This window comes from Acidimicrobiales bacterium (assembly GCA_041394265.1).
Classification (GTDB): domain Bacteria; phylum Actinomycetota; class Acidimicrobiia; order Acidimicrobiales; family SZUA-35; genus JBBQUN01.
Genome location: JAWKIO010000006.1, coordinates 270231 through 292642 on the forward strand (window position 1 = coordinate 270231; position 22412 = coordinate 292642).

The 22412-nt window shown below is 67.0% G+C and carries 22 protein-coding genes; 9 read left to right on the top strand and 13 right to left on the bottom strand.

Going from position 1 to position 22412, the window contains the following annotated elements; genetic code table 11:
• Positions 1 to 25 precede the first annotated feature (25 nt).
• Complete coding sequence (locus tag R2733_25545; protein MEZ5379885.1) at positions 26 to 880, bottom strand: hypothetical protein; 855 nt, start codon at positions 878 to 880, stop codon at positions 26 to 28.
• Between the two features lie 4 nt (positions 881 to 884).
• The gene (locus R2733_25550) at positions 885 to 1994 is read right to left on the bottom strand and encodes a Xaa-Pro peptidase family protein (GenBank protein MEZ5379886.1); all 1110 of its coding nucleotides are present in this window, start codon (positions 1992 to 1994) and stop codon (positions 885 to 887) included.
• Between the two features lie 189 nt (positions 1995 to 2183).
• Here R2733_25550 and R2733_25555 point away from each other — a divergent pair, with 189 nt between their 5' ends.
• Positions 2184 to 2897: a hypothetical protein gene (locus R2733_25555; GenBank protein MEZ5379887.1), complete on the top strand. Its 714-nt coding sequence runs from the start codon at positions 2184 to 2186 to the stop codon at positions 2895 to 2897.
• A gap of 31 nt (positions 2898 to 2928) precedes the next feature.
• Here the strand turns inward: R2733_25555 and R2733_25560 are convergent, their stop codons facing one another.
• The 6 genes from R2733_25560 to nthB are packed head-to-tail and all read right to left on the bottom strand — an operon-like array spanning position 2929 to position 6680.
• A complete protein-coding gene (locus R2733_25560) occupies positions 2929 to 3300 on the bottom strand; it encodes a GntR family transcriptional regulator (GenBank protein MEZ5379888.1) in 372 nt (123 codons plus the stop codon).
• Positions 3297 to 4223, bottom strand: coding sequence for a hypothetical protein (locus R2733_25565; protein MEZ5379889.1), 927 nt, complete (start codon positions 4221 to 4223; stop codon positions 3297 to 3299). The genes R2733_25560 and R2733_25565 overlap by 4 nt, the downstream gene beginning before the upstream one ends.
• Positions 4224 to 4254: 31 nt before the next feature.
• The gene (locus R2733_25570; GenBank protein MEZ5379890.1) at positions 4255 to 5043 is read right to left on the bottom strand and encodes an alpha/beta fold hydrolase; all 789 of its coding nucleotides are present in this window, start codon (positions 5041 to 5043) and stop codon (positions 4255 to 4257) included.
• Complete coding sequence (locus R2733_25575; protein ID MEZ5379891.1) at positions 5043 to 5426, bottom strand: nitrile hydratase accessory protein; 384 nt, start codon at positions 5424 to 5426, stop codon at positions 5043 to 5045. Before R2733_25575 ends, R2733_25570 begins: the two co-directional genes overlap by 1 nt.
• Positions 5419 to 6024 (bottom strand): nitrile hydratase subunit alpha, encoded by a 606-nt coding sequence (nthA, locus tag R2733_25580; protein ID MEZ5379892.1) that lies wholly within the window; start codon positions 6022 to 6024, stop codon positions 5419 to 5421. Before nthA ends, R2733_25575 begins: the two co-directional genes overlap by 8 nt.
• On the bottom strand, positions 6021 to 6680 hold the full coding sequence (nthB, locus tag R2733_25585) for a nitrile hydratase subunit beta (protein MEZ5379893.1): 660 nt from the start codon (positions 6678 to 6680) through the stop codon (positions 6021 to 6023). Before nthB ends, nthA begins: the two co-directional genes overlap by 4 nt.
• A gap of 39 nt (positions 6681 to 6719) precedes the next feature.
• Between nthB and R2733_25590 the strand changes: the two genes are divergently transcribed.
• The 3 genes from R2733_25590 to R2733_25600 all read left to right on the top strand — a co-directional run bounded on the left by R2733_25590 (position 6720) and on the right by R2733_25600 (position 8950).
• Positions 6720 to 6962, top strand: a complete 243-nt coding sequence (locus R2733_25590) for a hypothetical protein (protein ID MEZ5379894.1) — start codon at positions 6720 to 6722, stop codon at positions 6960 to 6962.
• A 107-nt stretch (positions 6963 to 7069) separates the two neighbouring features.
• Positions 7070 to 8206 carry an HDOD domain-containing protein gene (locus R2733_25595; protein ID MEZ5379895.1) on the top strand — a complete coding sequence of 379 codons (1137 nt, stop codon included), beginning with the start codon at positions 7070 to 7072 and terminating at the stop codon, positions 8204 to 8206.
• A 90-nt stretch (positions 8207 to 8296) separates the two neighbouring features.
• Entirely contained in the window at positions 8297 to 8950 is a 654-nt protein-coding gene (locus tag R2733_25600) for a nitroreductase (GenBank protein ID MEZ5379896.1), read from the top strand.
• A 14-nt stretch (positions 8951 to 8964) separates the two neighbouring features.
• Here the strand turns inward: R2733_25600 and lipA are convergent, their stop codons facing one another.
• The 3 genes from lipA to lpdA all read right to left on the bottom strand — a co-directional run bounded on the left by lipA (position 8965) and on the right by lpdA (position 13750).
• The gene (lipA, locus tag R2733_25605) at positions 8965 to 10731 is read right to left on the bottom strand and encodes a lipoyl synthase (protein ID MEZ5379897.1); all 1767 of its coding nucleotides are present in this window, start codon (positions 10729 to 10731) and stop codon (positions 8965 to 8967) included.
• Between the two features lie 70 nt (positions 10732 to 10801).
• The gene (locus R2733_25610) at positions 10802 to 12268 is read right to left on the bottom strand and encodes a dihydrolipoamide acetyltransferase family protein (protein ID MEZ5379898.1); all 1467 of its coding nucleotides are present in this window, start codon (positions 12266 to 12268) and stop codon (positions 10802 to 10804) included.
• 66 nt (positions 12269 to 12334) lie between these two features.
• Positions 12335 to 13750: a dihydrolipoyl dehydrogenase gene (gene lpdA, locus R2733_25615; GenBank protein MEZ5379899.1), complete on the bottom strand. Its 1416-nt coding sequence runs from the start codon at positions 13748 to 13750 to the stop codon at positions 12335 to 12337.
• A gap of 443 nt (positions 13751 to 14193) precedes the next feature.
• Here lpdA and R2733_25620 point away from each other — a divergent pair, with 443 nt between their 5' ends.
• The 3 genes from R2733_25620 to R2733_25630 are packed head-to-tail and all read left to right on the top strand — an operon-like array spanning position 14194 to position 16606.
• The gene (locus R2733_25620; protein ID MEZ5379900.1) at positions 14194 to 15090 is read left to right on the top strand and encodes a TIGR01777 family oxidoreductase; all 897 of its coding nucleotides are present in this window, start codon (positions 14194 to 14196) and stop codon (positions 15088 to 15090) included.
• Positions 15091 to 15127: 37 nt separating this feature from the next.
• The gene (locus tag R2733_25625; GenBank protein MEZ5379901.1) at positions 15128 to 15589 is read left to right on the top strand and encodes an SRPBCC family protein; all 462 of its coding nucleotides are present in this window, start codon (positions 15128 to 15130) and stop codon (positions 15587 to 15589) included.
• 54 nt (positions 15590 to 15643) lie between these two features.
• Positions 15644 to 16606, top strand: coding sequence for a hypothetical protein (locus tag R2733_25630; GenBank protein MEZ5379902.1), 963 nt, complete (start codon positions 15644 to 15646; stop codon positions 16604 to 16606).
• A gap of 1 nt (position 16607) precedes the next feature.
• On the opposite strand, the gene R2733_25635 is transcribed toward R2733_25630, so the two are convergent.
• Positions 16608 to 17552, bottom strand: a complete 945-nt coding sequence (locus R2733_25635; protein ID MEZ5379903.1) for an RNase H family protein — start codon at positions 17550 to 17552, stop codon at positions 16608 to 16610.
• Between the two features lie 162 nt (positions 17553 to 17714).
• On the opposite strand from R2733_25635, the gene aceE reads away from it, so the two are divergent.
• Positions 17715 to 20405 carry a pyruvate dehydrogenase (acetyl-transferring), homodimeric type gene (gene aceE / locus R2733_25640; protein MEZ5379904.1) on the top strand — a complete coding sequence of 897 codons (2691 nt, stop codon included), beginning with the start codon at positions 17715 to 17717 and terminating at the stop codon, positions 20403 to 20405.
• 29 nt (positions 20406 to 20434) lie between these two features.
• Positions 20435 to 21076 carry a pyridoxamine 5'-phosphate oxidase family protein gene (locus R2733_25645; protein MEZ5379905.1) on the top strand — a complete coding sequence of 214 codons (642 nt, stop codon included), beginning with the start codon at positions 20435 to 20437 and terminating at the stop codon, positions 21074 to 21076.
• A 9-nt stretch (positions 21077 to 21085) separates the two neighbouring features.
• Here R2733_25645 and R2733_25650 read toward each other — a convergent pair whose 3' ends face one another.
• Positions 21086 to 22357 carry a hypothetical protein gene (locus R2733_25650; GenBank protein ID MEZ5379906.1) on the bottom strand — a complete coding sequence of 424 codons (1272 nt, stop codon included), beginning with the start codon at positions 22355 to 22357 and terminating at the stop codon, positions 21086 to 21088.
• Positions 22358 to 22412 lie beyond the last annotated feature (55 nt).

Here is a 22412-nt window from a genome sequence, read left to right on the forward strand (position 1 = left end):
TGGGCCGTCGGTGGTCGTTCGAGCGCTAGATCGACAGGATGGCACGGGCCACGAGGTCGGTGCCGAACGCAGTCAGAATGGCAAGGTACAGCAATCCCGTCGCTGCCATCACTGCGGAATATTGCCGTTCCTTGAGGGCCAGGTGGGTCACATAGACCAGGCCGATCGTGGTGACGGCGCTCGCCACCCAGAACCAACCGAGCATCCCGCCGTAGCCGTCGTCGATCGTGCCGTTCAGCGCCGAGATCATGCCGGTGGGTACCAAGAGCAGGACGACCTCGGGCAGCCACCAGATGGCGGTCCACTTCACGAGTTCGAGAAGTGGTCCCCGACTCAAGCCGGGCTGCACCAGATACCAGTGACCGAGAAGCATGGCGTCGCTGACCGCCCCGAGGAACAGTGCGCCAACGATCATGCGAGCCACCTGGAGCCACGCCGGTTCACCAGCGGCAATGCCGGCCGCCACCAGTCCGACCATGCCGATGGCCGGTGCCACCAGGTCGAGCCGGGGATCGAACTCGGGTCCGTCGGCCGTCTTGGCCTTCGCCTCACGATCGATCCCGGTCATCGCTGCCACCCGAGCCGACCGTTCCTCGGCCAGCTCGCGTTGGCCGGCCACGCCCACCGCACGGCGGCGATACGACTGGACGAAGGCGACGGCAGTGGCCAGCACAACCCCGGCCGATGACAGCTCACGCACCGGGCGCAGCCCGTAGATCACGCCGAGGAGAAAGGCGCCCAGCGCCATCAGGCCGAACGTGATCCGCATGGTCCAGCCGTAGCCGAGGCCGACCTCGCGACGACGGGTGGTCACCCAGGTGAAGAGAAGGCCGCCGGTTGCCCACTGCAGGAGCACCGACGCGCCATGGAGGTCGAACAACGGGTCAGGCCTCGACCACGACGAGAGACCGCTCGGCGTTGTTCAGCGATCGAGGACCGTCTTCAGTTGCCACCACGATGTCTTCGAGCCGGGCGCCCCAGCGTCCAGGCACATAGAACCCGGGCTCGATCGAGAACGCGTTGCCAGCGAGCAAGGTCTCGGTGTTGCCTTCGACCAGGTACGGATCTTCGTGGGCTTCCACGCCGATGCCGTGGCCGATGCGGTGAGCGAAGTACTTGGCGAGATCGTTGTCGGCCAAGCGATCACGAGCCACTCGGTCCGGGGTCTGTGCCTCGGTACCGACGACCGCGGCGGCGGTCGCCTCGGCCTGCGCCTGCTGCAACAGGGCGTAGGACTCGGCGAACTCAGGATCGGGCGTCCCGGTGTAGACGCAGCGTGTGATGTCGGAGCAGTAGCCGGGCTGCCCGTGGGGCTCGGCGGTGGTGCCGCCGAAATCGCAGAGCACGACCTCGTTCGGTTGGATGACTCGATCACCAGCGTGATGGTGAGGGCTCGAGGCGTTCGGACCGGACGCCACGATGGCGAAGTTCACCCGGTCATGCCCCTCGGCGATGATGCGCCGGCCGAGCTCGGCCGAGACATCGGCTTCGGTTCGGCCGATCAGCGGGATCTCGCCAGCCTGCAACGCGGCGGCAATACGGTCGACCCCGCTGGCGGCCCGTTGCAGCGCCTCGATCTCGGCCGCGTCTTTCACCCGCCGCAACGCGCCGACCACGTCGGTGGCTCGCCGCCATGATGCTCCGGGGAGGGCGTGCTGGAGGTCGACCGTGAACCGGCTCCACGTATGGTCGCCGATGGCGACGGTGGAGCGCCGGCCGACGAAGTCGGCGACACGCTGAATGGGGTCGTCAGTCTCACCCCAGCCGTCGATGTCGAACAGGTCGGGGTGCTCGACGACGCGAGCGGTTTCGAACGAGGGGATCACCAGCCGGGGGCGATCGTCGACCGGCACCACCAGCATCGTGAGGCGCTCGAGCGGCATGGCCTCGTAGCCGATCAACCAGGGCAGATCCGGCCCGACCGACAGCAGCAGGACGTCGACGCCCTGCTGCTCCATGGCCGCCCGAACCCGTGACATTCGCTCAGCAAACATGTCCAGAGGGTAACGGCTGGTCGTGCTCGACGGTGGGTTCGCAACCGCCGGAGGCGGCCTGAGACAAACCTGACGATTGTTGGGCCGAACGGCCCTTCAAGGCGACCGACAGCAACCGATGGACATAGCGAAGCGGGAACCTGAAGCGGAGTAGGAGTGAGTACGGGACATCCATCTGGGGCAACCCACGTGACGTTGGACGAACGCGCCGGTAGCCGGGCCAACAACAGCACCGACTACGACCGGGTCAGGGCGAGACTGACCCAACGCGCCGACGTCATCAGCACTCGTGCGAATGAACGGCTCGACGCCGTTCGCCGTTCGTACGAGATCGATGACCGTGCGCTCCTGCAGACGCAACGCGAAGTAGGGCGCCAGACCAACGACGGTCTGGCGCCCTCCACCGCCGAGTTCTGGCGATCCGTCGCCAGCCCCCTTGCTGATCGTCTGGCGGACGCGGCCAAGGCCGTGATCGACGAGGAATTCGAGGAGTTCGCCGCCGCATCGGTCCGCTTCCGACGCAGTGTGCGCTCGCTCGGTCCGACCGGGCCGGGAGTCTTCGCGTTGGCCGAGGCCGACGTGTCACTTGCACTCGACGTGATGGGATCGATCATGCTCGACCCGTCACCACTCGACGAGGTTGGGGAACGGTTCCAGCGCCGACTCCGTCGGACTGCATCACGTCGGTTGCTGCCACGCTCGTTCCTGATCTCGCCATCGGAAACCGAGCGGATCATCGATCGGGTGGAACTCGAACTGCTCGACCATCCGCCCTACTCGCACTGCGACAAGCTGCTCGTCGCCTTCGAACTGGCCCATGCCGACGTTCGGGCGTACGTCCGTGACCACATCGCCCGCCTCCGGCTCATCTCCGGTCGCAAGCTCCACGGCGAACTCGAATAGCCGGGCTGCCGCCCGATCGGCGGACCGAGCCTCAGGCCGTCGCTGGCGGCGCCGGCCACGATGCCGCCAACAGGCGGGCTGCTTCGTCGGCGGTCACGCCGAGCCGCTGGAGTTGCTCGGCCGCCGCAGCGATGACCGCACCGACTCGATCGTCTCGCCGCTCGGGCGCACGCAGTACGAACGAACCGTGGCGCCCGCGGGTCTCGATCACCCCGGTGGCCTCCAACTCCCGATACGAGCGAGCGACCGTGCCCGGTGCAAGGTCGAGGTCGCGGGCCAGCTGCCGAATGGCAGGGAGACGATGGCCGATCGGCATCGTCCCACCGGCGATCAGATCACCGATCTGGTCGACCAGTTGCTGCCACGGCGGCACCGGGCTGGTGTCGTCGAGATGGACGATCACGCCGGCACCTCGGTGGTGACGACCTCATCTGGCTGTCGGCCCGACGCCGGTCGCAGGCGGTGCCGGTAGATCACGACCCCGTTGTCGAGGCGGCCGAAACCGAGTAGGGCGCCAGCGCCGACCATGATCACGACCCACGAGATCACCACGATCCCGAGCATCACGATGCCGGCCGGGTCGTGCACCACGGTGAGTTGCCAGAACAGCGTGCCGATCACGAGCAGCGGCACGCCGTAGCCGATGCCGGTGAGGGCCGAGACATCGGTGGCGCGCAACGCGTCATCGGCGCGGACCATGTCGAGCGAACCGAACGACTGTCGGCGAGCCACGACGAGCCGTTGGGCGATCAGCACAACGGCCATCACGGCAGCAGCAGGGACGACTCGCCCCAGCGCGACCAGACCGTCGATTCGCTGGCCATCGTTGGTTCCCGGGAAGAGAGCGGAGGCGATGGTGAGCAGCACCATGACGGCAACAAGGATTTCGCGGTCGAATCGGCTGAACGCCGGCCGATAGTCGTCGACGCGTCGCTCAGCGAGGGAGGCGTTGGTGGTCGGCGATGTTTGCGGCCACAACGCAGCAACGACCACAGCGAGGGTCCAACCTGCGATCAGGAGGGTCAAGAAGGGCAACTCATTGCTGCGGTGGGCATCGCGGGTATACCCCATCCAAGCCATCTGGGGCACCGAGTACGCAACGACGAACCCGATCGTGCGAATCGTCTTTCTTCGCGCCAACGAGCGGGTCACCAGGTTGACCGCCTCCGGCGTCGGTTCGAGGTCGTAGTGCTCGAACCACCTAGCGATGAAGGCAGAGGTCGGGAACCGCCACCTTCGCACCACGGCCACGATGGCCGGGATGATCGCGACCAAGAGGAAGAACACGACACCGTTGGTGTCGTAGCCGGAGATCCATGAGTCCATGCGGCGAGCATGCGCCTTTTGTATCGATGTGTCAATACATCGATACAAAGTTCGTGATCTGTCTCGTCCAGTCGTTCAGGTCCGCCGCCGTCGATGCGACCGAGAGGGTCGAGCCGGGAATGAGCCGGTGCAACTCCTCGGCGGTCGACATCGGATGGCCGGGGTCACCGGTCCAGGCCAGGATCAACGTGGGGACGGCGATGCTCGCGATTGCGTCACGACTTGGGAGGTCGGCGCTAGCGGCACCCCGAAGGGCCACGGCCAGGCGGGCGGTGTCCCACGCCCGTAACACCTCGTCGCGCCGGTCGTGGTACGCCTCGTCGCCGACATAGGGGTCGGGCGGTGCCATCGCCCGCCGGGCGCTGATCATCGGTTCGACGCCCTTGTGTTCCACGACCTCGGCGCTCGTCAGGTACTGGGCGGTTTGGGCCGCTCGGGTCTCCCACCCGGTTGGCGGGATCATCAGGATCAGCCCGGCGATCCGACCGGGCTTGGCGACGGCGGCGTGGAGCGCCGTGGCGCAGCCCATCGACGCGCCGCCGCTCAGGTAGGTCTCGATGCCGAGTTGCTCGGTCAGCTCGAGCTGATCCTGGGCGAGTGCGTCCCAGCCGTAGTCGGACAGCTCGGGGGTCGTGGTGGACTCACCGTGTCCACGGGCGTCGTATCGCACGAGGTCGGCGGGTACCTGACCCCAGTCGATGGTGCCGGCGAGATCATCGGCCGCTCGGCTCATGGTGAGGCCGTGCCCCCATACCAGTCGGGGTCCGGTGCCGACCCGATCGAGGGCGATCTCGGCGCCGCGCACGTGGTGGATGCTCATCAGTGGCCTCCGTCGTGGTGATGGTCGCGACCATGGTGGCGGTCGTGATCATGGTGATGGTCGTGATCGTGGCCGGGCGGTCGAGCCGCCAACTCGTGGATCCGCTCTTGCCACTGGTCGGCGGTTGCGATGCCCGACGCCGAGCAGACGTCGCCCAGTGCGTCGCTCCAGCATCCCCAGTAGTCGTCGACGCCGGCCGCATCGGCGGCCCCGATGCGGCCGATCAGCGCTTGCTGGAAGTCGGCCCAGGTCACGTGGTCCGCCTCGACGAGCGCGGCCGTGACGCCGAAGACCCGACTCTGCCATGGCGCATCGAAGACGAGTTCACCATTCGACCTGGGTGGTGCCGTCGGTCCGTCGAGGGCGAGGACGAGCTCAGACACTGGTCGGTTCCCCGCCCTCGACGCCGGCGAGGCGAACACCGATCATCGCGTCTCGGTGCACCAAGGCCGCCAACTCCTCCTCGCCGTAGGTCTCGGTGTTTGCAGGGCGTTCGGGCAGCACCAGGTAGCGGATTTCGGCCGAAGAATCCCACACGCGGATCTCGGTCGATTCGGGCAGGACGGTGCCGAACTCCGCGAGTACCGCTCGGGGCTCTCGCACCACGCGGGCCCGGTACTCCGGCGACTTGTACCACGCCGGCGGCAATCCCAGCACCGGCCAGGGATAGCACGAGCACAGGGTGCAGACGACAACGTTGTGCACCCCATCGCCGTTGGGGACGACGACCATCATCTCCCCCTGTGCCCCACCGAACCCGAGTTCGGCGATCGCCGAGGTGCCATCGGCGAGGAGCCGCTCGCGGTAGTCGGGATCGGTCCACGCCCGAGCGACCACCTTGGCCCCGTTCATGGGACCGATCTCGGTCTCGTAGCGAGCGATCAGGGCGTCGATCCGCTCCGGCTGCACGAGTCCGGCATCGACCAGGAGCGATTCGATGGCCTCGATTCGCAGTGCTGGGTCGGACGAGGGTTCGGTCATGTGCGCTCCAGGTAGGGCTCGAAAAGGTCGATTCGAACTCGATGCGTACCGGCGTCGGGCCACAGGTCAGCAGCCGCGAAGTCGACGGCATAAACCCATTGCGGGTCGGGTCCCTCACCGTGGGCGTGGCGATCGGGAAAGATCCACCCGCCGCGACACGCCACCACCTCACCGATGCGCTGCTCGGCATAGGCCGGGAGCCGGGTGTGGCGACCGTCGGTGCGCTTCGGAAGGACGCGGACCCACTCGCCGACGCCGAACCGGGGCGGGTGTTCGGGTGAAGCTTCGCTCCCCCGTTGGGCCGGCGGCACCGCGTCGGTGGTTCGCTCCGTTTGACCCACCGGAACTCGCCCGCCGAGGGCAGCGTCGACCGCATCGGTGGCAATCACTCCGCCCTCGATCAACATCCGCTCGGCATTGCGGACCCACTTGGCCCAGTAGTCGAGCTCGAGGTAGCGATCGGGGTCCTCGCGTTCGATCCCGTGGCGGAAGGCGTCGGTGTTGAATCCGGACACGGCCTGCGCGAACTGGGTCACGGCGAACGCTCGACCCTGCCAGGACTCGTGAAACGGACCCCGATCGTCGATCGGCACCGGACCGAATCCCGACGTCCCGCCGAGATCGTGCACACCGCTTGCTCGCTGCCTGTGCTCCATCGAGGGCGAGTCTGTCACGTTTGACGGCATCCTGGCAGGGTGCACCCCCTGAGCACCGTGCTCCTCCTCCTCGGCTACGGCCTGTCGATCCCGATCGTGGCGCGCCTGACCCAACTGAAGGCCACCCGAAACCGTCTCGCCATCGTTGGCCACCAGGTCGGGATGACGCTGGCCCTCATCGGGTGGGCCACCCGCGGCCGGGTCGCGATGGCGATCCTCCACCTGCTCTGGATGATCGGGGTCCGCATCTGGTTCGGCAACGGCCGGGCCCCTCGCTCCTGACACGACCTCGGGCCGGCAACCGACGCACACGAATCAGACAAATTCTGCGAACTCCGGCTCATGGCCTTCGGGCTCGCGACGAAACTCCGACCAGGAGGTCTTCACTCGTGCGAGTTCTCAGTGTGCAAACCGAAGGCGGAAGCGGGCTCCCTGCCCTCGAGCTGCCCGGACATCGAGATGATTGGTACGTCGACCACGCGCTCTCGCTGCGTCAGGCGATCGAGCGGCTCAAGTCGGCCAAGTACGAGCTGATGGTGATCGACTTCCGCCAACCGGTCCGCCAGGGCGTGGAGTTCCTCACCAAGGTGCGCACGCACATGCCGAGCGTTGCTCGCATCGCCGTGGTATCGCTCGGCGACTCGAACAGTGCGGAAGAGGTCTCGTCGGTCTGCCACGACGTTGTCGCGCTCCCCGGCCTGGCATCGACCATCCGCGACGCCGGTGAACGAGCCGTCGCCGTCCTGGCCAGCGACAACCCCGGCGCCCTCACCCACATCATGCAGCGCCTCGACCGGTTGCCGTCTCGGCCCGGCCTCTACAGCGAGCTGCGACAAGCGGCCCAGAACGGGAGCTCGCTGTTCGAGATCGGACGCATGCTCGAGCAAGACGTCTCCATCACCGCCCAGCTGATCAACATGGCCAACTCGGCGTTCTTCGCCTTCAACTCGCCGGCCCGCTCGGCCAGCGAAGCGGTGACCCGTCTCGGCCTGAACTGCACCACCGGTGTCGTCCTCGCCACCGAGGGCGCCAGCAACCTCGGACCCGAACACCGTCGGCTCGTCGAGAAGACCAACCAACACTCGATCGAGCTCGCGAACCTCGCCCGAACCGTGGCCGGCGAAGACGACCGCCTGTTCCTCGCTGCCGTCCTCCACGACATCGGCCAGGTGGCCATGCTCGTGTTGTTCCCCGACAGTGCGTACGACCTCTACCGACAGGTGAGCGACGAGTCCGAGCAGACCTGGCGCGAGCGTGCCTTCGCCGGCGTCGATCACGCCTCACTCGGCGGCTACCTCCTCCGGCTCTGGAAGATCGACCCGATGGTCGCTCGCATCATCGAGCTCCACCACGAACCGTGGAAGGCTCGCGACGACGACCCGCCGGAAGTGGTCGACTACGCCACACTCTTGGCCTGCCTCCATCTCCTCGACGAGGACGCCGTGATTCCCGAAGCGGGCGACGACGAGTTCGTCCAGCTGGTGCACGACCTGCGCGAGGCGTTGGCACCGATGCTCAACCACTGAGCGTCCCGCCGTCCGGGCATCACCCGACCGCTTTCGGAAATCGATCGTCGACATTGGCCGATGGCCAGACGGTGCGGCTATGACATGCGCATGGACGTCACCACCGCTGTCAACACTCGCGCCTCGATCCGTTCGTTCCTGCCGACGCCCGTCGCCGACGAGCAGATCGCCGACCTCCTCCGCACCGCCTCTCGGGCCCCGTCAGGCGGCAACGTACAGCCATGGCGCATCTACGTGGTTAACGGTGACGCGACGAAGCGACTCGTCGAGCGGGTGGCCGCGGCCGAACCCGAGAAGCCGCTGTACGACGTGTATCCAGCGAACCTCTGGGAGCCGTACCGCACCAACCGCTACAGCCTCGGCGAGGCGATGTACGAGACCATGCAGATCGGGCGAGACGACAAGGCCGCACGCTATGCCCACCTCGCCCGCAACTACGAGTTCTTCGGCGCCCCCGCGGCGATCTTCTGTTTCCTCGACACCAAGATGGGGCCGCCGCAGTGGTCCGATGCCGGCATGTTCCTGCAGACGTTCATGCTGCTCGCCACCGAGGCCGGGCTCGACACCTGTGCCCAGGAGGCGTGGGCCAACTGGCCGCAGACGGTGAAGGACTTCGTGGGCGCCCCCGACGACGAGATGCTGTTCTGCGCCGTCGCCATCGGCCACGCCGACCATGACGCCCCCGTCAACTCACTACGGTCCGAGCGGATGCCGATCGAGGAGTTCGTCACCTTCGTCGGCTGATCGGGATGATCCTGTCAGGCGGACGCTGACACACCAGCTGATGCCCTCACACCAGCTGACGCTGACACACCAGCTGACGCTGACACACCAGCTGACGCTGCGGCCTCGGCGGCATGATGCGACGACCGTGTGAGCGGGCTCGACTCCACGTGGGCGAAACCAAGCACCGTTTCGCCGTAGGCCTTCAGCTCGTCGAACTCGTCGGGCGTCCACCACCGGTGCACCGGCAGGTGGTGCGTGGTGGGGCGCAGGTACTGACCGATCGTGACGATGTCGACGCCGGCGGCTCGAAGATCGACCAGGGTCGCCCGCACCTCGTCGGGAGTCTCGCCCATCCCGACGATCATCCCCGATTTGGTGGTCATGCCGTGCTGCTTGGCCCGAGCCAGAAGCGCCAGACTCCGGGCGTACCCGGCCGATGGCCGCACGGCGCGCTGCAGGCGTGGCACCGTTTCGATGTTGTGGTTCAACACCTCGGGATGAGCGTCACAGATGGTCGCCAGATCGTCGGCCGAACCCTTCAGATCCGAGATCAACACCTCGACCCCGACGCCCGGCGTTCGCCCATGGATCGCCCGGACGGTCTCGGCCACGATCTGCGCGCCGCCGTCATCGAGGTCGTCTCGGGCCACCATGGTCAGGACGGCAAAGTCGAGACCGAGGTCTTCGATGGTGGCGGCGATTCGCTCCGGCTCGTCGTGATCGACCGCCGCAGGCTTCTGGGTATCGACCAGGCAGAAGCCACATGCCCGGGTGCAGCGCTCGCCCAGGAGCATGAACGTTGCCGTGCCCTCGTTCCAGCATTCGAAGATGTTGGGGCATCCCGCCTCCTCGCACACGGTGACCAGACCCCGCTCGCGCGACACCTTCGACAGCCGACGGAAGTCGTCGCCGGTCGAGAGCTTGACCCGCATCCACTCGGGCTTGCGGGTGCTGACGTCGAGTCCATCGGCGACCCCGGCGGCATCCAGACGACGGCCCAACTGCACCGGCACCCCGGCACGTTCCGGCCGGATCGCCTCACCCGGACCTTCGCCTCGGGTGAACGGTGCGAGGTCGCTGGTCGAGACCCGATGAGCGACTTCGTGGCGCTCTACTGGACGGCCGGGAGCGAAGTGGTGAGCGGCGTGTCGGCCGACGACCTCGACCACCTCGCTCATGGCGACATCGATCCCCTCCGCCGCAAGCGAGGTGACCCCACGATCGGCGATGCCACAGGGAACGATGTGGTCGAACCAGGTCATGTCGACATCGACGTTGAGCGCGAACCCGTGCATCGAACGTCCCCGAACCAGTCGCACACCGATCGCAGCGATCTTGCGAGCGTCGGGCCCGTCGGGATCGACCCACACGCCGGCGCAGCCCCGAATCCGTCCGGTCTCGAGCCCGAGCTCAGCCAACGCGTCGATGATGGTCTGCTCGACACTGGTCACGTACGCAACCGTGTCGGCCATGCCACCGCCTCGTCGCCCGGCCACGGTCAGGATCGGGTAGCCGACGAGCTGACCGGGCCCGTGGAACGTGACATCACCACCACGGTTCGCCTCGACCACCTCGGCCCCGTAGTGGGTCGGGTCGACAAGGAGATGCTCGGGCTTGGTGCGGACTCCCAGCGTGTAGACCGGCGGATGTTCGAGTAGCAGGAGATGATCGGCGGTGCCGCCGACCATCTGCTGCTGGAGATCGAGCGCCTCGGCGTAGCCGATCTTGCCGAGCCACCGCAGGTGCAGTGGCTCGGCGTTCGCCGACCGGTCGTGCTCAGAGGCGGAGGGGTGCGACATCGAACTGCTTTCCGATTCGGAGATGACCATGATGGCGCACCGGGCGGCAACGGCCGTGATCGGCCGTCGGCTAGGCCAGTTCGGCGGCCCAGTCTCGGGTTTCGATGATCTCGGACACCCGTGCGAGGAAGGCCGCAGCGTAGGCGCCGTCGATCGCTCGGTGATCCCAGGCCATGGCCAGGACGCCAACCGAGTGGATCCCGATGCTCTCGTTGCCGAAGGCGTCTTCGATCACGACCGGCTTCCGCTTCACCGCGTCGGTCGACATGATGGCGACCTGGGGCTGGTTGATGATCGGGAACTGCATCATCGTCCCGTAGCTTCCGGCGTTGGTGATGGTGAAGGTGCCACCCTGGAGATCGTCGGGCGACAGCTGCTTCGACCGGGCACGACGGGCGACATCGGAGATGTCACGGGCGATGGCGCGGAGCCGCTTGCCGTCGGCCTGCCGCACGACCGGAGCCAGGAGCCCCTGGAAGTCGAGGTCAACCGCAATCCCCATGTTGATGTCTTGGTGGACGATCAACTCGCCATCGCCGACCGATGCGTTGAGGTGGGGGTATTCACGAAGCGCGTCGATGATGGCCCGCGAGATGAACGGCAGGTAGGTGAGGCTGAAGCCCTCTTGTTCCTTGAACGCCTTACCCTGCGCCTTGCGGACCTGGTCGACGTTCTCGTAGTCGACTTCGATCGCGGTGAGGGTGTGGGGCGCAACCGCCTTGGACATCACCATGTGTTCGCCGGTGCGCAGGCGGATGTTGGTGAGCGGCACCACGGTGTCGCGAGCGGACGCCTGGACGGCCGGTGCCTGCGGGGCAGGGGCGGGAGCCGGTGCAGGTGCAGGAGCGGGAGCCGGTGTCGGGGCGGGGGCGGCTGCCGGGGCCTGCGGTGCCGGAGCGGGGGCCGGAGCCGGAGCGGGGGCCGGAGCCGGCGCGGGCGCTGCCGCCGGAGCGGCTTGGGCCTTGGTCGCCTCGATGTGGCGCTGCACGTCGTCGCGGCTGATCCGACCGCCGAGGCCGGTGCCGGTGATCTGATTGACGTCGAGGTTGTACTCGTTGATGAGGTGACGCACGACCGGCGAGAGGACCCGACGGGTGGCGTCGTCGCCCGCCGGAGCGGGCGCAGCGGCGGCAGGCGCAGGAGCGGGGGCCGGAGCGGGTGCTGGCGCCGGAGCTGGTGGCGGCGCGGGCGCCTCGGCAACAGGTGCGGGGGCCGGCGCCGGCTCGGGAGCCGGCGCAGGAGCGGGAGCCTCGGCCGCTGCAGCCGGTGCGGGCGCCTCGGCAGCCGGAGCCGGTGCTGCGGCACCGTCGCCGACGACGGCGAGGACGGTGCCGACGTCGACGGTGTCACCTTCGGGCACGCGGATCTCGGTGATCGTGCCGGCGATTGGCGACGGGACCTCGGTGTCGACCTTGTCGGTCGACACCTCGAACAGCACTTCGTCGACGGCGATGGTTTCGCCGACCTGCTTGAACCAGCGGGTGATGGTGCCCTCGGTCACGGTCTCGCCCAGCTGGGGCATTTCGATATCGGCCACGTCGGGTTGGCTCCTGTTGTTGATGAGTGCGTGCGGGTGTGAGTGTCGGCGGGTGATCGGCGGCGATCAGCCGTGGAGTGATCGCCCGGTGAGTGCGAGTACGGACTCACCGTAGAGCTCGCTCATGGTCGGGTGTGGCTGGATGAACTGAGCGACCTCGTCGACGGTGGCTTCCCAGTTGACGGCCATGTAGCCCTGGCCGAGTTGTTCGGTGACCCATGGACCGACCATGTGCACACCGAGGATCTTGCCGCCCGTGCCGTCGGGCTGCTTCTCGGCGATGATCTTCACCAAGCCGTCGGTCTCACCGACGATCATGGCCCGACCGTTGCCGGCATAGCGATGCTTGGAGACGACGATGTCGTAGCCGGCCTCGCGGGCCTGTGACTCGCTCATACCTGCGAAGGCGACCTCGGGCTGGCAGTAGATGCACCACGGCAACTTGGAGTAGTCGACCGGGATGGCCTGCTCGCCGAGGATGTCGGTGATGGCGACGATGCCCTCCATGAACCCGACGTGGGCCAGTTGCGCCGTGTTGATGACGTCGCCGACCGCCCACACGCCGTCGACGGTGGTGCGGCAGTACTCGTCGGCGATGATGAAGCCACGCTGGTCGACGCCGACCTGGGTGACGTCGAGGCCGAGCGACTCCGACAGCGGCCGGCGGCCGATCGACACCACGACGGTGTCGGCCTCGATCGTCTGGCCCTCGCCGAAGGTGACGGTGACCCCGGTGTCGGTGGTGGTCTGGCCGGTGACGCCGACACCGGCGAAGACGTCGATGCCACGTTTGGCGAAGTTGCGCTCGACGACTCGGACGATGTCGTCGTCGCAGTTCAGCAGGATCTTGGGTGCGGCTTCGATGATCGTGACCTTCGAACCGAGATCGGCCATCATCGACGCGAATTCACAGCCGATGGCACCGCCGCCGATGACGACCGCCCGCTTGGGCAGCTCCTTGATCGAGAGCATCTCGTCGGAGGTGACGATGTGCTGGGCGTCGATCGGGAAGCCAGGAATGGTGCGGGGAACCGAGCCGGAGGCCAAGATGATGGCCGATCCGGAGATCGAGACGTCGCCCGATGCGCCCCCGCTGATGGTGACGGTGGAGTGGTCGGCGCCGAGGGTGCCCTTACCGTCGAACAAGGTGACCTTGCGGTTCTTGAGCAGCCCGGTGACACCGCCGACGAGCTTGTCGATGATGGCCTGCTTGCGCTGCATCGTGGTGTCCCAGTCGAGGCCCTTCGCCTTGGCCAGCACGCCGAACTCGGCGGCGTGGTTGACCGTGCGCTGCACCGCTGCCGTTTCGAGCAGCTCCTTGGCCGGGATACAGCCGACGTTGAGACAGGTGCCGCCCATCTTGTTCATCTCGACGAGGGCGATGTTCAGCCCGGCCGAGGCCCCGTAGAGGGCCGAGGCGTACCCACCGGGGCCACCTCCGATGACAACGACGTCGAAATGTTGGCTGGTCAGGGGAACCACCTCCGGAAGGATGCGAGCATGCCGAGCCTAGCCCGCACGACCCCGACTTCGTTTGATCATCTGGCCCGGGCGTAGTAGGGCCGAAACGGGCTCACTGCCACCGCCCGGGACGGGCCCGTTGCCACCGCCCGGAACGGGCGTCATTGCCACCGCCCGGAACGGGCGTCATTGCCACCGCCCGGAACGGGCGTCATTGCCACCGCCCGGAACGGGCGTCATTGCCAGAGCACGACCTGAGCGGCGAAGGCCACGAGGATCATGATGCCGGTGATGAGCGAGAGCCCGAGGAGTAACCGTGTACTCATGGCGGTCAGGCTAATCGGGTGCCGTGCGATTGATCGCCCCGGTACCACAAGCCCGCCGACCCTCGTTCTACGCTGAGCTGCCGATGGACGTGCGAGTCGCCGCGCATCCACCACGGATCTTCGGACGGAGAAGCTCACATGGACGTCGTCATCACCGGATCGAGCGGTCTCATCGGCTCCGCTCTCCTCCCCGCACTCGAAGCCGCCGGCCATCGGCCGATTCGTCTGGTTCGGCGGATTCCCGCCCGCGGTGCCGACGAGATCCAGTGGGATCCGGCCAACGGCGAACTCGACGCCGAGTCGCTCGAAGGCATCGACGCCGTGATCCACCTGGCCGGCGCCGGCATCGGCGACAAGCGCTGGACCGAGAGCTACAAGCAAACACTGGTCGAGAGCCGAACCGGAGGCACCTCGCTCCTCGCATCGGCGTTGGCAGGGCTGACCACGCCACCCAAGGTCTTTCTGTCGGGATCGGCCATCGGCTACTACGGCGACCAGGGCGACACGGTGCTCACCGAGGCCAGTCCACCGGCCGACGACTTCCTCGCCGACCTGTGCGTTCAGTGGGAGGCGGCTGCGCAATCCGCCATCGATGCCGGGATTACCACCACGTTCCTGCGAACCGGCATCGTGCAGTCACCGAAGGGCGGCGCGCTGGCGAAGACCCTGCCGCTGTTCAAGTTCTTCCTCGGCGGCAAGTTCGGCAGTGGGCGGCAGTACTCCTCGTGGATCCACATCGATGACATCGTGGCGGCGCTGATCTTCCTCCTCGACGCCGAGGTGGCGGGCCCGGTCAATCTCACGGCGCCGAACCCGGTCACCAATACGGCCTACACCGAAGCACTCGGCAAGGTGCTCGGTCGGCCCACGCTGCTCACCGTTCCGGCGTTCGGCCCGAAGCTGCTGCTCGGCGGCGAGATGGCCGACGCCCTGCTGTTCGACAGCATGCGAGTCATGCCGACGGCCCTTGCCGACGCCGGCTTCGAGTTCCGTTTCACCGACGTCGAGGCCGCGCTGCGCGACCTCCTCGCCTGAGCCAGCCCAGCCGACCGTCCCAACGAAAGGACCCCCGATGACTGCCAGCTCGACACCCACGGGTGACAAGATCGTGTCGGCCACCCGCCGCATCGATGCCCCTGCGAACGTCATCTTCGACCTCCTCGCCAATCCGGCTCGCCACAGCGAGATCGACGGTTCGGGCACGGTCCGCGAGGGCCACGCCGACAATCCCAAGCGACTGGCACTCGGCGACCGGTTCGGCATGGACATGAAGATGGGCGTCCCGTATCGCATCTCCAACGAGGTGGTCGCGTTCGAGGAGAACCGGGTGATCGCGTGGCGCCACTTCGGCCACCACGTTTGGCGCTATGACCTCGAACCGGATGGCGATGCCACCATCGTGACCGAGTCGTTCAACTGGGGCGTCGCTCGTTTCCCGCCGTTCTACGAATGGATGGGTTATCCGGCCAAGCACGAGAAGAACATGGCCGCCACGCTCGAGCGCCTCGAGGCCGTGGTGACCGCGAGCCGCTGATTTCGCGCAACGAGCGCTCAGATTCGGCCGGTGAGGTGCCGATAGGAGTACCCGATGGGACTCTTCAACCTCAAGAAGTCAAAGAACAAAGAGGACGATTTCGAGGCGTCGGATGCATGGCTGATGGGCCTGGCCGGCGACGATGAGTACGACAACGACGGCGATTCGAGCATCCATGCCGGGCTGGCCTCACTGGCGCCGCTCGATGACGACCTCGACGCCGAGGAGCGGCTCCAGGCCGGCGCCGTCGAGGGGCACGCGCCACAAGCGCACGGCCTCGCGCCGCAAGCGCACGGCCTCGCGCCGCAAGCACACGGCCTCGCGCCGCAACCGCAGAGCCGCCCGACGACGGCGCAGGATCTGCTCGACGCCGACGACGTCGACCTGTCGAGCTGGCATTTCCCCGATCTCGCCGAAGAACCCCCATCGAGCGACGAGACGATGCTGCCGCCCGACCTGGGTCAGGATCCGCTCGCCTCGGGTCCGGCCGGCGGGACCACCCTGTTCGATGAGCGCCATACCAACAGGGCGAGCTTCTCACCCTACGGCGATGACGAGGAAGTGGCCGACGCGATCCTCGAGAGCGCAGATGGCGACCATGATCAACCCGATGACGGCTTCCTGGTGAAGTCCGGCGGTACTGCCAAGGGCTTCGGCGCCGATCTCCTCGACGGCGCCGACGCGGCGACCGAGCCGGTATCTCACGCCAGTCACGATCTCCACCACCTCGTCCATGACGACATCGAAGACGCGATCATCGACGACGAACCACACGGTCACACCGCCGAGACCATCGAGTCCACCGCCCCGCGTGGCCGCGAAGCCGATCTGCTCTGCGAAATTCTCGGGGTCGAGCCCGGCGCCACGTGGGCCGAGTTGCGTGCCGCGCACGCAGCCGCGATGTCGGAGTACGACCCACGGCTCGAATCCGACGAGGATCGCATCGCCCTTGCCTGGGCGATTCGGCGGGAGATGAACTCGACCTACGCCACGCTTCGCCTGTTGGCCGCGGCGTAGGTCACTCGATCACGATCACACTCGAGCCGGCGTCGTCGAGGGACGCTGCCAAGGTCGGGTCACCGACCACGATCGCTCCCGCGACCACCGATCGCAGCCACGCGTTGCGTTGCTCGACCGCCTTGCCCGGCTGCGTTGGATCGCCGTCGAGCGTGACCACCCACTCGGCGTGGTCGACGAGGGCGTTGAACCGGTTGCGATCGGCGGGTGGCCACTTGTGCGCCGGATCCTCGAACGGGAGCACGACCCCGAGCCGCACACCTTGAGCCCGTGCTCGCTCGGCACCCACCAGTTCGACGCCCCGACGGAGTCCTGACACCGCAACGTCGCGTCGCGGATCGAGTCCACCGATCGCATGGAGCAGCGCGTCGGTCTGGTCGCGGTCGAGGTCGGTCGATCCGACGATCCAGACCGCTTCGTTCGGGTTCCACGGCGCCTCGGGTTGGTCGACCGCTCGACTGGCGTCGCCCGAACTCTCCGTAGCGGCGCCGTTGCCGTCGCGTACGGCGGCACACGCCTCGACGGCGAGCTGATCGACGAGATCGTTCATCCGGTCGCCCGAGTGGCCCTTCACCCAGGTGAACGAGATCTCGTCCTTCCGATCGAGGTAGGCGGCGATGAGCGGCTCCCAGAGGTCTCGGTTGGCGACCGGCTTCTTGGCGGTGTTCCGCCACCCTCGCTTGATCCACCCCTCGTACCAGCGATCACGGAAGCAGTTCACGACATAGGTCGAGTCGGACACGATCTCGAGCGGACCCTCGTTGGCCGTGATGGCCTCGAGCACCGCCTGGAGTTCCATGCGCTGGTTCGTCGTCTGCGCTTCCGCGCCGCTGGCGTGCGTCCGCTCCGGTGCTGCCCGATCGCCGAGCGCGGCACCATCGACGGCCCAGGCCCAGCCTCCCGGACCCGGGTTCCCCGAACAAGCACCGTCGGTGTAGACACGCATCGCGACAGGGTGCCACGGTGGCGGCACGAGGTGCTACGCCGGCCGAGTCGATCCACCATCACCCGGTGAATCGACAACCAGGTCGAAGGACGAGACGCAGCGTTCATAGCCGGAATCGTCCGATGACACCAATCGACTGCCCGGCGAGGCACAATGGTCGACATGACCATCGACGGTTTCTTGAACCAGCTCCCCGACATCGATCCCCAGGAGACGGCGGAGTGGCTCGAGTCGCTCGACGCCGTCAACGCCGAACGGGGCAAGACCCGCGCCCGGTACCTGCTCGGCCGCATGAACGAGCGGGCTCGCGGCCTCCAGCTCGGCAACTCCGAGGCGGTCTCGACCGACTACATCAACACCATCCCCACCGAGCAGCAGCCGTTCTTCCCCGGCGACGAACACCTCGAGCGGCGCATCCGAGCGTTCATCCGCTGGAATGCCGCCGCCATGGTGGTGCGAGCCAACAAGACCGCCGACGGCATCGGCGGTCACCTGTCCACGTTCGCCTCGTCGGCTTCGCTCTACGAGGTCGGCTTCAACCACTTCTTCCGGGGCAAGGAAGACGGCCTCGCCGGCGACGCCGTCTACTTCCAGGGTCACGCCGCTCCTGGGGTCTATGCCCGTGCCTTCCTCGAAGGGCGCCTCGACGCCGACCAGCTCGACCACTTCCGCATGGAGGTCGGCGGCCAGGGGCTGTCCAGCTATCCCCATCCCCGACTCATGCCCGACTTCTGGGAGTATCCCACGGTGTCGATGGGCCTCGGCCCGATCAACTCGCTGTATCACGCTCGCTTCCTCAAGTACCTCAACAACCGCAAGATCGAAGACACGACCAAGAGCCGGGTCTGGTGTTTCATCGGCGACGGCGAGACCGACGAACCCGAAACCCTTGGCTCCATTTCACTCGCCGGGCGTCAGGGCCTCGACAACCTCACGTGGGTCATCAACTGCAACCTGCAGCGTCTCGACGGCCCGGTGCGTGGCAACGAAAAGGTCATCCAGGAACTCGAAGGCGTCTTCCGCGGCGCCGGCTGGAACGTGATCAAGGTGGTGTGGGGCTCCAAGTGGGACGAGCTCCTCCAGCGCGACGTCGACGGTGTCCTCGTCAACAAGATGAACACCACGGTCGACGGTGAATTCCAGCGCTACGCCGTCGAATCCGGCGCCTACATCCGCGAGAACTTCTTCGGCCCCGATCCCCGCCTCCGTCGTATGGTCGAGCATCTGTCCGACGAGGACCTGCGGGCCCTTCCCCGCGGCGGCCACGACTACCAGAAGGTCTACGCCGCGTACAAGGCCGCCACCGAGCACACGGGCCAGCCCACGGTCATCCTGGCCAAGACGGTCAAGGGTTGGACCCTCGGCCAGGGCTTCGAAGGTCGCAACTCGACCCACCAGATCAAGAAGATGACCAAGAAGCAGCTGCTCGAGCTGCGTGACCGCCTCTACCTGCACGACGAGATCCCCGAGGACTCACTGGCCGACGGCGTACCGCCGTACTTCCGACCGGCCGAGGGTTCCGCCGAGCATCAGTACATGATGCAGCGTCGCACCGCACTCGACGGCTCCGTCCCGGTGCGTTCCACGGTCGTGCGTCGCCCGCTCACACTTCCCGACTCCGCACCGTTCGAGACGTTCCACGCCGGGTCGGGTGGTCGTGAGGTCAGCACCACGATGGTGCTCACGTCCTTGCTGCGTGAGCTCATGCGCGACGAGAACTTCGGACGTCGTGTGGTCCCGATCGTTCCCGACGAGGCCCGCACGTTCGGCATGGACTCGATGTTCCGTGAGTTCGAGATCTACGCCCCGTTCGGCCAGCAGTACGAACCGGTCGACCACGAGCTGCTGCTGTCCTACTCCGAGTCGGCGCAAGGCCAGATCCTCGAAGAGGGCATCACCGAGGCGGGTTCTACCGCCTCGTGGATCGCCGCCGCCACGAGCTATGCGCACCAGGGCGTACCGATGGTGCCGTTCTACACGTTCTATTCGATGTTCGGCTTCCAGCGCGTGGGCGACCTCATCTGGTCCGCCGCCGACTCCCGAGCCCGGGGCTTCCTTGCCGGAGCCACGGCCGGGCGCACCACCTTGATGGGTGAGGGCCTCCAGCACCAGGACGGCCACAGTCTCGTGCTGGCCTCCACCGTGCCGGCGTGCCAGGCCTATGACGCCGCCTTCGCCTACGAGCTGGCGGTCATCATCGAAGACGGCCTGAAGCGGATGTACGTCGACAACGAGGACATCTTCTACTACCTCACCGTCTACAACGAGAACTACGACCAGCCGGCCATGCCCGAGGGTTCGCGTGACGGCATCCTCGCCGGTCTGTACCCGTGGGCGCCGGCACCGGCCGACCTCGGCATCCGAGCCAGCCTCATCTTCTCGGGCACGGCGCAGGGTGCGGTGCGCCACGCCCAGACCGAGCTGGCCGAGCAGTGGGGTGTCGGTGTCGACCTGTGGAGCGCCACGTCCTACAAGCGTCTCCGCGAGGAAGCGCTCGAGGCCGAGCGCTGGAACCGCCTGCATCCCACCGCCGAGCCCCGGATCCCCTACGTGACGCAGCTACTCGGGCAGGGGCAGGGTCCGGTCGTCGCCGTCACCGACTTCATGCGGGCCGTGCCCGAGTCGGTTTCCCGCTTCGTTCCCCGCCGGTTCACGGCGCTCGGCACCGACGGCATGGGCCGCAGCGACACCCGCGAGGCCCTGCGCTCGTTCTTCGAGACCGACATGCCGAGCGTGGTCGTCACCGTGCTGGAGCAGCTCGCGCTCGACGGTGTGGTGGATCGCCAACTCGTCGCCGACGCCATCGCCCACTACGGCGTACCGACCGAGGATGACGCGCCCTGGAACCGTTGAGTGTCACTGGGCTCTGACACACTCTTGGGATGAACGATCCCGCACATCGACTCGAGACCATCGATCAGCTCCAGGCGCTCTACCGAGCACCCAACGAGCGGGTCAAGGCAAAGAAGACTTCCGTCATCGATCCGGCAGCGGCCGCGATCATCTCGACCACCCCGTTCTTCCTCGTCGCGACCGCCGATGCGGCCGGCAATTGTGACGTGTCCCCTCGGGGTGGCCCGTCGGGCCAGCTCCGCATCCTCGACGACTCGACCGTGGCGTTTCCCGATCTGTCGGGCAACAACCTGATCGACACGCTGCGCAATATCATCGACAACCCGCACTGTGGGCTGCTCATCCTCACGCCGGGGACCGACGAGACGCTCCGCCTGAACGGCCGGGCCCACATCTCGACCGACCCGGAGCTGCTGGCCCGGTGGGACGAACTCGTGCGCAGGCCGAAGTGTGCCGTCGTGATCGAGCTCGACGACATGTTCCTGCATTGCGCCAAGGCGTTCCGGCGAGGCGAGGTGTGGCAACCCGAGAGCTGGGCCAAGTATGCCTCGCTCCCCGACCACGCCGAATCGTTCCTCGCCGCCACCGGCATGAGCGCCGACATCGCCGACGTGCGGGCCGGTCTCGAGGCCTCCTACGCCGACGACCTCGCCAACGAACGCCCCATCTGACCGGGTGCGCTACTCGGCCCGGTCGGCGAACACGTGGATCACGCCGGAATAGCAGGCGACCCACACCTCGTCGTTGAACGAGTCGTAGGTGATCCCGATCGGGTGATGGGCGGTGTCGAGGTTCTGCAGGATCTCGAAGTCCGAGGTGCGCACCTTCGACATCGTGTTCGACTCGTAGTTCACGACATACAACGCCGTGCCATCAGCAGAGATCGCCATGCTGCGCGGTGCAATCCCGGTGGACACCCGGTCGACGACTTGGCGGCTGGCGAGGTCGATCTTGATCACACGCCCTTCACCGTTGAGCGTGGCGTAGAGCGTGGTGTCGTCGGGGCTCAACACGAGGTGCCTCGGTGACTGTCCGACACCCTTCATCCAGTCGAGCTCGAACGTGGCCAGGTCGACGATGGCGATGTCGCTGCCGCCCATCACGGTGACATAGGCACGGGCCGAGTCCGACGTGATGGCGATCCCCCGAGGGTGACGGCCGAGCTCGATGGTGGCCACGGTGGTCTCGGTGGTCAGATCGATCACGCTCAGGTCGAACGTGCACCAGTTGGTCACCAGCAGCAACCGATCGTCGGGACTGACCGCCACATACTTCGGCACCGACCCCACCAGATAGGCCCGATCGATGACGGCGCTCGGGTCGGCGACCTTCGACAGGTCGAGGCGATAGACGTAGCTCGGATCGCCCTCGTCGTTGTTGCAGCTGTCACCCGGATCGGCGTTGAACCCCTGCCCGTACATCCGGTAGTTCGACACGTACGCGAACTGGCCGGTCGAGCCGAACGCCGCTTCGACCGGCGCGCCCTGATAGCTGCCGGACGGCACGTCATGGCCGAACGCGGCGAGGTCGACCGAGTCGGGCACCGTGGCGACCAGTGACTTGTCCGCGTCGAAGACCGAGATCGTGTGGCGATACATCATGTTCTGCGCGATGTAGAGGCCGGTCTGCGACGCGACAACCGATTTCGAACTGAGGTCTCCGGTGAGATCGGCGACCTTCTCGAGCGTCCGCTGATCACTCGGGACCGGTGGGGTGGTCGTGGTCGTCTCGACGGTGGTCGTCGTGGTCTCGACCGTCGTCGCGGTGGTCGTCGTGGTTGCCGCCTCGGTGGTTGCGACCACGGTCTCGGTGACTGCGGTCGTCGCCTGTGCCACCGTGAGTTCATCGGCGCCGGCGCCGACACAGCCGGCGGCAGCGAGTCCGGCGAGCATGATGACGCCGAGCGGCTGGCGACGGTGCCGACGACGATGCACAGGTGGTGAGTCCTCCACCCCTCCATCGTGCCCGCCCCCGAGTGATTTGGGACGGATCGGGTCGCTGGAAGTG

Bases quoted from the DNA above. Each gene is read 5' to 3' on its own strand.
- R2733_25600 (MEZ5379896.1), top strand. From the start codon at position 8,297: ATGGACGTCACCACCGCTGTCAACACTCGCGCCTCGATCCGTTCGTTC.
- R2733_25565 (MEZ5379889.1), bottom strand. From the start codon at position 4,223: ATGGACTCATGGATCTCCGGCTACGACACCAACGGTGTCGTGTTCTTC.
- R2733_25635 (MEZ5379903.1), bottom strand. From the start codon at position 17,552: ATGCGTGTCTACACCGACGGTGCTTGTTCGGGGAACCCGGGTCCGGGA.
- R2733_25550 (MEZ5379886.1), bottom strand. From the start codon at position 1,994: ATGTTTGCTGAGCGAATGTCACGGGTTCGGGCGGCCATGGAGCAGCAG.
- aceE (MEZ5379904.1), top strand. From the start codon at position 17,715: ATGACCATCGACGGTTTCTTGAACCAGCTCCCCGACATCGATCCCCAG.
- R2733_25625 (MEZ5379901.1), top strand. From the start codon at position 15,128: ATGACTGCCAGCTCGACACCCACGGGTGACAAGATCGTGTCGGCCACC.
- R2733_25620 (MEZ5379900.1), top strand. From the start codon at position 14,194: ATGGACGTCGTCATCACCGGATCGAGCGGTCTCATCGGCTCCGCTCTC.
- R2733_25645 (MEZ5379905.1), top strand. From the start codon at position 20,435: ATGAACGATCCCGCACATCGACTCGAGACCATCGATCAGCTCCAGGCG.
- R2733_25630 (MEZ5379902.1), top strand. From the start codon at position 15,644: ATGGGACTCTTCAACCTCAAGAAGTCAAAGAACAAAGAGGACGATTTC.
- nthB (MEZ5379893.1), bottom strand. From the start codon at position 6,680: ATGGAGCACAGGCAGCGAGCAAGCGGTGTGCACGATCTCGGCGGGACG.
- R2733_25570 (MEZ5379890.1), bottom strand. From the start codon at position 5,043: ATGAGCATCCACCACGTGCGCGGCGCCGAGATCGCCCTCGATCGGGTC.
- lipA (MEZ5379897.1), bottom strand. From the start codon at position 10,731: ATGTCGCACCCCTCCGCCTCTGAGCACGACCGGTCGGCGAACGCCGAG.
- nthA (MEZ5379892.1), bottom strand. From the start codon at position 6,024: ATGACCGAACCCTCGTCCGACCCAGCACTGCGAATCGAGGCCATCGAA.